The sequence below is a fragment of the Mycobacterium colombiense genome, from assembly GCF_003284935.1.
Lineage (GTDB): Bacteria > Actinomycetota > Actinomycetes > Mycobacteriales > Mycobacteriaceae > Mycobacterium > Mycobacterium arosiense_A.
In genome coordinates this window covers 1-6,517 of sequence record NZ_QMEV01000121.1, presented here as the reverse complement: position 1 = coordinate 6,517, position 6,517 = coordinate 1, and the positions used below count along the sequence as shown (strand labels likewise).

Sequence of the window (6,517 nt, the reverse complement as noted above, 5' to 3'; positions counted from 1 at the left end):
GCCTACGACGACCTGGCGGCGGCGGCCATGCGGCAACTCCGCGAGATCGGCGGCGAAGAGGCCGTGCAGGCGTTCGCCCGGCGGCGGATCGACACCATCCTGGCCGACGTCCCCGCGGCCGCCAGTGCGGCGGACACCGACGTCGAGGCGGCCGCGGACCGGATCGCCACCGCCCTGACCAAGGCCGGCTACGTCACCACCACCACGCAGGTCGGCGGGCCGATCCACGGCGTGCAGATCTGCCAGCACCACTGCCCGGTGTCGCACGTGGCCGAGGAATTCCCCGAGCTGTGCGACGCCGAACAGCAGGCCATGGCCGAGGTGCTGGGCACTCACGTCCAGCGGTTGGCGACCATCGTCAACGGCAACTGCGCCTGCACGACGCACGTACCCCTGACCCAGGCATCCACGGCGCCCAGCCCGCGCCACACGACCGACACCACGAGCATCAAAGGAGCGTCTCGATGACCCTCACCCCCGAGGCCAGCAAGACGGCTACCGCGCCGTTGACCCAGGAAGAGGCGATCGCCTCCCTGGGGCGGTACGGCTACGGCTGGGCGGACTCCGACCTCGCCGGCGCCAGTGCCCAGCGCGGGCTGTCCGAGGCCGTCGTCCGCGACATCTCGGCGAAGAAGAACGAGCCCGAGTGGATGCTGCAGACCCGGCTCAAGGCGCTGCGCATCTTCGACCGCAAGCCGATGCCGAACTGGGGTTCGAACCTCGACGGCATCGACTTCGACAACATCAAGTACTTCGTGCGCTCCAGCGAGAAGCAGGCGGCGACGTGGGACGACCTGCCGGCGGACATCAAGAACACCTACGACCGGCTGGGCATCCCGGAGGCCGAGAAGCAGCGGCTGGTCTCCGGCGTCGCGGCGCAGTATGAGTCCGAGGTCGTCTACCACTCCATCCGTGAAGACCTGGAAAAGCAGGGCGTCATCTTCCAGGACACCGACACGGCGTTGCGCGAGCACCCGGAGATCTTCCAGGAGTACTTCGGCACCGTGATCCCCGCCGGGGACAACAAGTTTTCCGCGCTGAACACCGCGGTGTGGAGTGGGGGCTCGTTCATCTACGTCCCCAAGGGCGTGCACGTCGACATCCCGCTGCAGGCCTACTTCCGGATCAACACCGAGAACATGGGCCAGTTCGAGCGGACGCTGATCATCGCCGACGAGGGCTCCTACGTGCACTACGTCGAGGGCTGTACCGCGCCGATCTACAAGTCGGACTCACTGCACTCGGCGGTGGTCGAGATCATCGTGAAACCCAATGCGCGCGTTCGCTATACGACGATCCAGAACTGGTCGGGCAACGTCTACAACCTGGTCACCAAGCGGGCCCGCGCCGAGGCCGGCGCCACCATGGAGTGGATCGACGGCAACATCGGGTCGAAGGTCACCATGAAGTACCCGGCGGTCTGGATGACCGGCGAGCACGCCAAGGGCGAGGTGCTTTCGGTCGCCTTCGCCGGCGAAGACCAGCACCAGGACACCGGCGCGAAGATGCTGCACCTGGCGCCGAACACGTCGAGCAACATCGTGTCCAAGTCGGTGGCCCGCGGCGGCGGCCGCACCTCCTACCGCGGCCTGGTCCAGGTGAACAAGGGCGCGCACGGATCGCGTTCCAGCGTGAAATGCGATGCGCTGCTGGTGGATACGATCAGCCGCAGCGACACCTACCCCTACGTCGACATCCGCGAGGACGACGTCACCATGGGCCACGAGGCCACCGTGTCCAAGGTCAGCGAGAACCAGCTGTTCTACCTGATGAGCCGCGGCCTGACTGAGGACGAGGCGATGGCCATGGTGGTCCGCGGCTTCGTCGAGCCGATCGCCAAAGAGCTGCCCATGGAGTACGCGCTTGAGCTCAACCGGCTGATCGAGCTGCAGATGGAAGGCGCGGTCGGCTAGTGACGAATCTGACCGAAGCGGTTGAGGGTTCAGCCCTCACCGCGGCCAACAAGGGCGAGGTCTTCTCCTCGTTCGACGTGGACGCGTTCGAGGTCCCGCACGGCCGCGACGAAATCTGGCGGTTCACCCCGCTGCGCCGGCTGCGCGGCCTGCACGACGGCTCGGCGCGCGCCACCGGCAAGGCCGGGATCAGCGTCGCCGAGCAGCCCGGCCTGCGGGTCGAGACCGTCTCCCGCGGCGACGAGCGGCTCGGCCAGGCCGGTGTGCCCACCGACCGGGTTGCCGCGCAAGCGTTTTCGTCGTTCAACTCCGCGACCCTGGTCACCGTCGAGCGCGGCACCCGCATCGCCGAGCCGGTCGGCATCACCGTCACCGGACCCGGCGAGGGCGCGGTCGCCTACGGGCACCTGCAGGTCCGGGTCGCCGAGCTCGCCGAGGCCGTCGTCGTCATCGATCACCGGGGCAGCGGAACCCTGGCCGACAACGTCGAATTCGTCGTCGACGACGCCGCACGGCTCACCGTGGTGTGGCTCGCCGACTGGGCCGACGACGCCGTGCACGTCAGCATGCACCACGCCAAGCTGGGCAAGGACGCGGTGCTGCGCCACGTCGCCGTCACGCTCGGCGGTGAAGTGGTGCGGCTGACGGCCAACGTGCGCTACACCGCCCCGGGCGGGGACGCCGAGCTGCTGGGCCTGTACTTCGCCGACGACGGCCAGCACCTGGAGTCGCGGCTGCTGGTGGATCACGCCCAGCCCGACTGTAAGTCGAACGTGCTGTACAAGGGTGCGCTGCAAGGCGATCCGGACTCCGCGCTGCCCGACGCGCACACCGTCTGGATCGGCGACGTGCTGATCCGGGCCGAGGCGACCGGCACCGACACGTTCGAGGTGAACCGCAACCTGGTGCTCACCGACGGGGCGCGCGCCGACTCGGTGCCCAACCTGGAGATCGAGACCGGCGAGATCGTCGGCGCCGGACACGCCAGTGCCACCGGCCGTTTCGACGACGAGCAACTGTTCTACCTCCGCTCCCGCGGCATCCCCGAGGAGCAGGCCCGGCGCCTGGTGATCCGCGGCTTCTTCGCCGAAATCATCTCCAAGATCGCGGTGCCCGAGATCCGGGAGCGCCTGACCGCAGCCATCGAACACGAACTGGCCTTAACGGAAAAGACGGAAACAACAGCCTCATGACCACTCTGGAAATCAAAGATCTGCACGTCAGCGTCGTCAACCCGAACGCGGCCGAGTCCGAGCGCGAGATCCCCATCCTCAACGGCGTCGACCTGACGGTGAAATCCGGTGAGACGCATGCGTTGATGGGCCCCAACGGGTCGGGCAAGTCGACGCTGTCCTACGCCATTGCCGGTCACCCCAAGTACACGGTGACGTCGGGCTCCATCACGCTGGACGGCGAGGACGTGCTGACGATGAGCATCGACGAGCGCGCCCGGGCCGGAATCTTCTTGGCCATGCAGTATCCCGTCGAGGTGCCCGGCGTCTCGGTGTCGAACTTCCTGCGCTCGGCGGCGACCGCCGTGCGCGGTGAGGCCCCGAAACTGCGGCACTGGGTCAAAGAGGTCAAGGCGGCGATGGGCTCGCTGGAGATCGACCCGGCATTCGCCGAGCGCAGCGTCAACGAGGGTTTCTCCGGCGGTGAGAAGAAGCGCCACGAGATCCTGCAGCTGGAACTGCTCAAGCCCAAGATCGCCATCCTCGACGAGACGGACTCCGGGCTCGACGTCGACGCCCTGCGCGTGGTCAGCGAGGGCGTGAACCGATACGCCGAGGCAGAGCACGGCGGCGTGCTGCTGATCACCCACTACACCCGCATCCTGCGCTACATCCGGCCCGAATACGTGCACGTGTTCGTCGGCGGGCGCATCGCCGAATCCGGCGGTCCCGAGCTGGCCGACGAACTCGAGCAGAACGGCTACGTCCGCTTCACCCAAGCGGCGGCCGCCGGGGCCTGACATGGCTACACCTGCGGCGGCCTCATCTCTGGATGTCGCGGCCATCCGTGCCGACTTCCCGATCCTCAAGCGGGTCATGCGCAGCGGAAACCCGTTGGCCTATCTGGATTCCGGTGCGACGTCGCAGCGCCCGCTCCAGGTACTCGACGCCGAACGGGAGTTCCTGCTGACCTCCAACGGCAGCGTGCACCGCGGCGCGCACCAGCTGATGGAGGAGGCCACCGACGCCTATGAGCAGGGGCGCGCCGACATCGCCGCGTTCGTGGGCGCCGACGCCCACGAGCTGGTGTTCACCAAGAACGCCACCGAGGCGCTCAACCTGATCTCGTACGTGCTGGGCGACAAGCGTTTCGAGCGCGCGGTCGGACCGGGCGACGTCGTCGTCACCACCGAGCTCGAGCACCACGCCAATCTGGTGCCGTGGCAGGAACTCTGCCGGCGCACCGGGGCGACCCTGCGGTGGTACGGCGCCACCGACGACGGGCGCATAGACCTCGACTCGCTGCAGCTCGACGAACGCGTCAAAGTCGTCGCCTTCACCCATCATTCAAATGTGACCGGTGCGGTGGCCCCGGTGGCCGAACTGGTCAGCCGGGCGCGGGCCGTGGGCGCGCTGACCGTGCTGGACGCCTGCCAGTCGGTGCCGCACCAGCCCGTCGACTTCCATGCGCTGGACGTCGACTTCGCCGCATTCTCCGGACATAAGATGTTGGGCCCCAACGGTATCGGTGTGTTGTACGGCCGCAGCGAGGTGTTGTCGGACCTGCCGCCGTTTTTGACCGGCGGCTCGATGATCGAGGCCGTCACCATGGAAACGTCCACCTACGCGTCGGTGCCGCAGCGGTTCGAGGCCGGCAGCCCGATGACGTCGCAGGTGGTCGGGCTCGGCGCGGCCACCCGCTATCTCGGCGCCCTCGGCATGGAGGCCGTGCAGGCCCACGAGCATCAGCTGGTCGCCGCGACCATCGACGGGTTGTCCGGCATCGACGCCGTGCGCATCGTCGGGCCGGCGTCCATGGCGAACCGCGCCTCGCCGGTGTCGTTCGTCGTCGACGGCGTGCACGCCCACGATGTCGGGCAGGTGCTCGACGACGAGGGCATCGCCGTGCGGGTGGGTCACCACTGCGCCATGCCGCTGCATCGCCGGTTCGGCATTGCGGCCACCGCCCGGGCGTCCTTCGGGGTGTACAACACCGCCGAGGAGGTCGAGCGTCTGATCGCCGGCGTGCGGCGTGCTCTGGATTTCTTTGGGAAAGGCTGACGTTGCGGCTCGAGCAGATGTATCAGGACGTGATCCTGGACCACTACAAGCACCCGCAGCACCGCGGGCTGCGGGAACCGTTCGGCGCCGAGGTGTTTCACGTCAACCCGGTCTGCGGTGACGAGGTCACCCTGCGGGTCGCGCTGTCCGACGACGGCGACACCGTCGCCGACGTGTCCTACGACGGGCAGGGCTGCTCGATCAGCCAGGCGGCGACCTCGGTGCTCACCCAGCAGGTGATCGGGCACACCGTCGGCGACGCGCTCAAGACCGTCACCGCCTTCACCGAGATGGTGTCCTCGCGTGGCACCGTCGAGGGTGACGAGGACGTGTTGGGCGACGGGATCGCGTTCGCCGGGGTGGCCAAATACCCGGCGCGGGTGAAATGCGCGCTGTTGGCATGGATGGCGTTCAAGGATGCGTTGGCCAAGGCGGCTACGGACTTCGAGGAGGTCAGGAGATGAGCGAAACCACCGCGCAGGACGAGGAATTCCTCGCCGACCTCGAGGAGGCGATGCGCGACGTCGTCGACCCCGAACTCGGCATCAACGTCGTCGATCTGGGACTGGTCTACGGCCTGAACGTCGAGGCGGGTGATGAGGGGACCGTCGCGCTGATCGACATGACGCTGACCTCCGCGGCCTGCCCGCTGACCGATGTCATCGAGGACCAGTCGCGCAGCGCGCTGGTGGGCGCCGGCCTCGTCGACGACCTGCGGATCAACTGGGTGTGGAACCCGCCGTGGGGGCCGGACAAGATCACCGAGGACGGCCGCGAGCAACTGCGTGCGCTCGGCTTCACCGTCTGAGCAAGGCTTTTCGCTCCCAGGCCACTAGATGTGGAACGGGAGATGCGGCAGATGCAGGTGGTGGTGCGGGTGCCCCATCGGCGGGCAGGTCTCCACACTGATCATCGTCGCGTGCAAGACGCCGCCGTCCTGAGTCCCTTGTGCCCCAATGCATTTACCGTTGGTGATCGCCTGGGTGTCCGAGGGGACCTGCCGCTGGTATGACGTCGAGCCGGCGACCGTCACGTTGGTGGAGGCGCCCGGGCCGCCGGGGCCCAGACCGTTGACGGCGATGGTGTTGCCCGAGACGGAGGCGACCGTGCCGTAGAACCCGGCGGGTGGAGGGCATTTCCCGTCCACGGATGGGGTGACGGTCACCGCCTGCGCCGTGATGGCACCCGGCGGCGGCGCGCTCTGCGGGGTGGCCTTAATGTTCACGCAACTGCCGGGCGTCACATCGGCCAGCTTGGCCGGGGTGACGTCGACGACCCGGGTCTGGGGCGTGTAGTTCACCGTCGCCGAGCCGGTCCGCGTCCGAAGTGCGACCGTGCCACCCGAATTCGACTGCACCATGCCCTCGACGT

General features: G+C 68.0%; 7 protein-coding genes and 1 pseudogene. 7 read left to right on the top strand and 1 reads right to left on the bottom strand.

All coding sequences use genetic code 11. The features are described 5' to 3' along the window. From DQP57_RS25920 to DQP57_RS25890, 7 genes and pseudogenes are all read left to right on the top strand, one after another. Positions 1 to 468, top strand: a 468-nt coding sequence (locus DQP57_RS25920) for a helix-turn-helix transcriptional regulator (protein ID WP_430920235.1), incomplete at its 5' end; no start/stop codon positions are given. After that, on the top strand, positions 465 to 1,913 hold the full coding sequence (gene sufB, locus DQP57_RS25915; protein ID WP_112635712.1) for a Fe-S cluster assembly protein SufB: 1,449 nt from the start codon (positions 465 to 467) through the stop codon (positions 1,911 to 1,913). The genes DQP57_RS25920 and sufB, both read left to right, overlap by 4 nt. Continuing rightward, the gene (gene sufD / locus DQP57_RS25910; protein WP_112635710.1) at positions 1,913 to 3,106 is read left to right on the top strand and encodes a Fe-S cluster assembly protein SufD; all 1,194 of its coding nucleotides are present in this window, start codon (positions 1,913 to 1,915) and stop codon (positions 3,104 to 3,106) included. The genes sufB and sufD overlap by 1 nt, the downstream gene beginning before the upstream one ends. Further along, positions 3,103 to 3,885: a Fe-S cluster assembly ATPase SufC gene (sufC, locus tag DQP57_RS25905; RefSeq protein WP_112635708.1), complete on the top strand. Its 783-nt coding sequence runs from the start codon at positions 3,103 to 3,105 to the stop codon at positions 3,883 to 3,885. Before sufD ends, sufC begins: the two co-directional genes overlap by 4 nt. Position 3,886: 1 nt before the next feature. After that, positions 3,887 to 5,146, top strand: a complete 1,260-nt coding sequence (locus DQP57_RS25900; RefSeq protein WP_112635706.1) for a cysteine desulfurase — start codon at positions 3,887 to 3,889, stop codon at positions 5,144 to 5,146. Beyond that, a pseudogene (sufU, locus tag DQP57_RS25895) lies at positions 5,143 to 5,629 on the top strand (Fe-S cluster assembly sulfur transfer protein SufU); the annotation flags it as partial. The gene DQP57_RS25900 and the pseudogene sufU, both read left to right, overlap by 4 nt. Beyond that, positions 5,607 to 5,954: a metal-sulfur cluster assembly factor gene (locus DQP57_RS25890; protein ID WP_112635702.1), complete on the top strand. Its 348-nt coding sequence runs from the start codon at positions 5,607 to 5,609 to the stop codon at positions 5,952 to 5,954. The pseudogene sufU and the gene DQP57_RS25890, both read left to right, overlap by 23 nt. Positions 5,955 to 5,978: 24 nt before the next feature. Here the strand turns inward: DQP57_RS25890 and DQP57_RS25885 are convergent. Then, the coding region (locus tag DQP57_RS25885; RefSeq protein ID WP_112635700.1) for a DUF5666 domain-containing protein at positions 5,979 to 6,517 on the bottom strand (539 nt) is incomplete at its 5' end.

What these genes read in the sequence shown, in the direction of transcription:
- sufB (WP_112635712.1), top strand. Translation starts at nt 465, where the DNA reads ATGACCCTCACCCCCGAGGCCAGCAAGACGGCTACCGCGCCGTTGACC.
- sufC (WP_112635708.1), top strand. Translation starts at nt 3,103, where the DNA reads ATGACCACTCTGGAAATCAAAGATCTGCACGTCAGCGTCGTCAACCCG.
- DQP57_RS25900 (WP_112635706.1), top strand. Translation starts at nt 3,887, where the DNA reads ATGGCTACACCTGCGGCGGCCTCATCTCTGGATGTCGCGGCCATCCGT.
- DQP57_RS25890 (WP_112635702.1), top strand. Translation starts at nt 5,607, where the DNA reads ATGAGCGAAACCACCGCGCAGGACGAGGAATTCCTCGCCGACCTCGAG.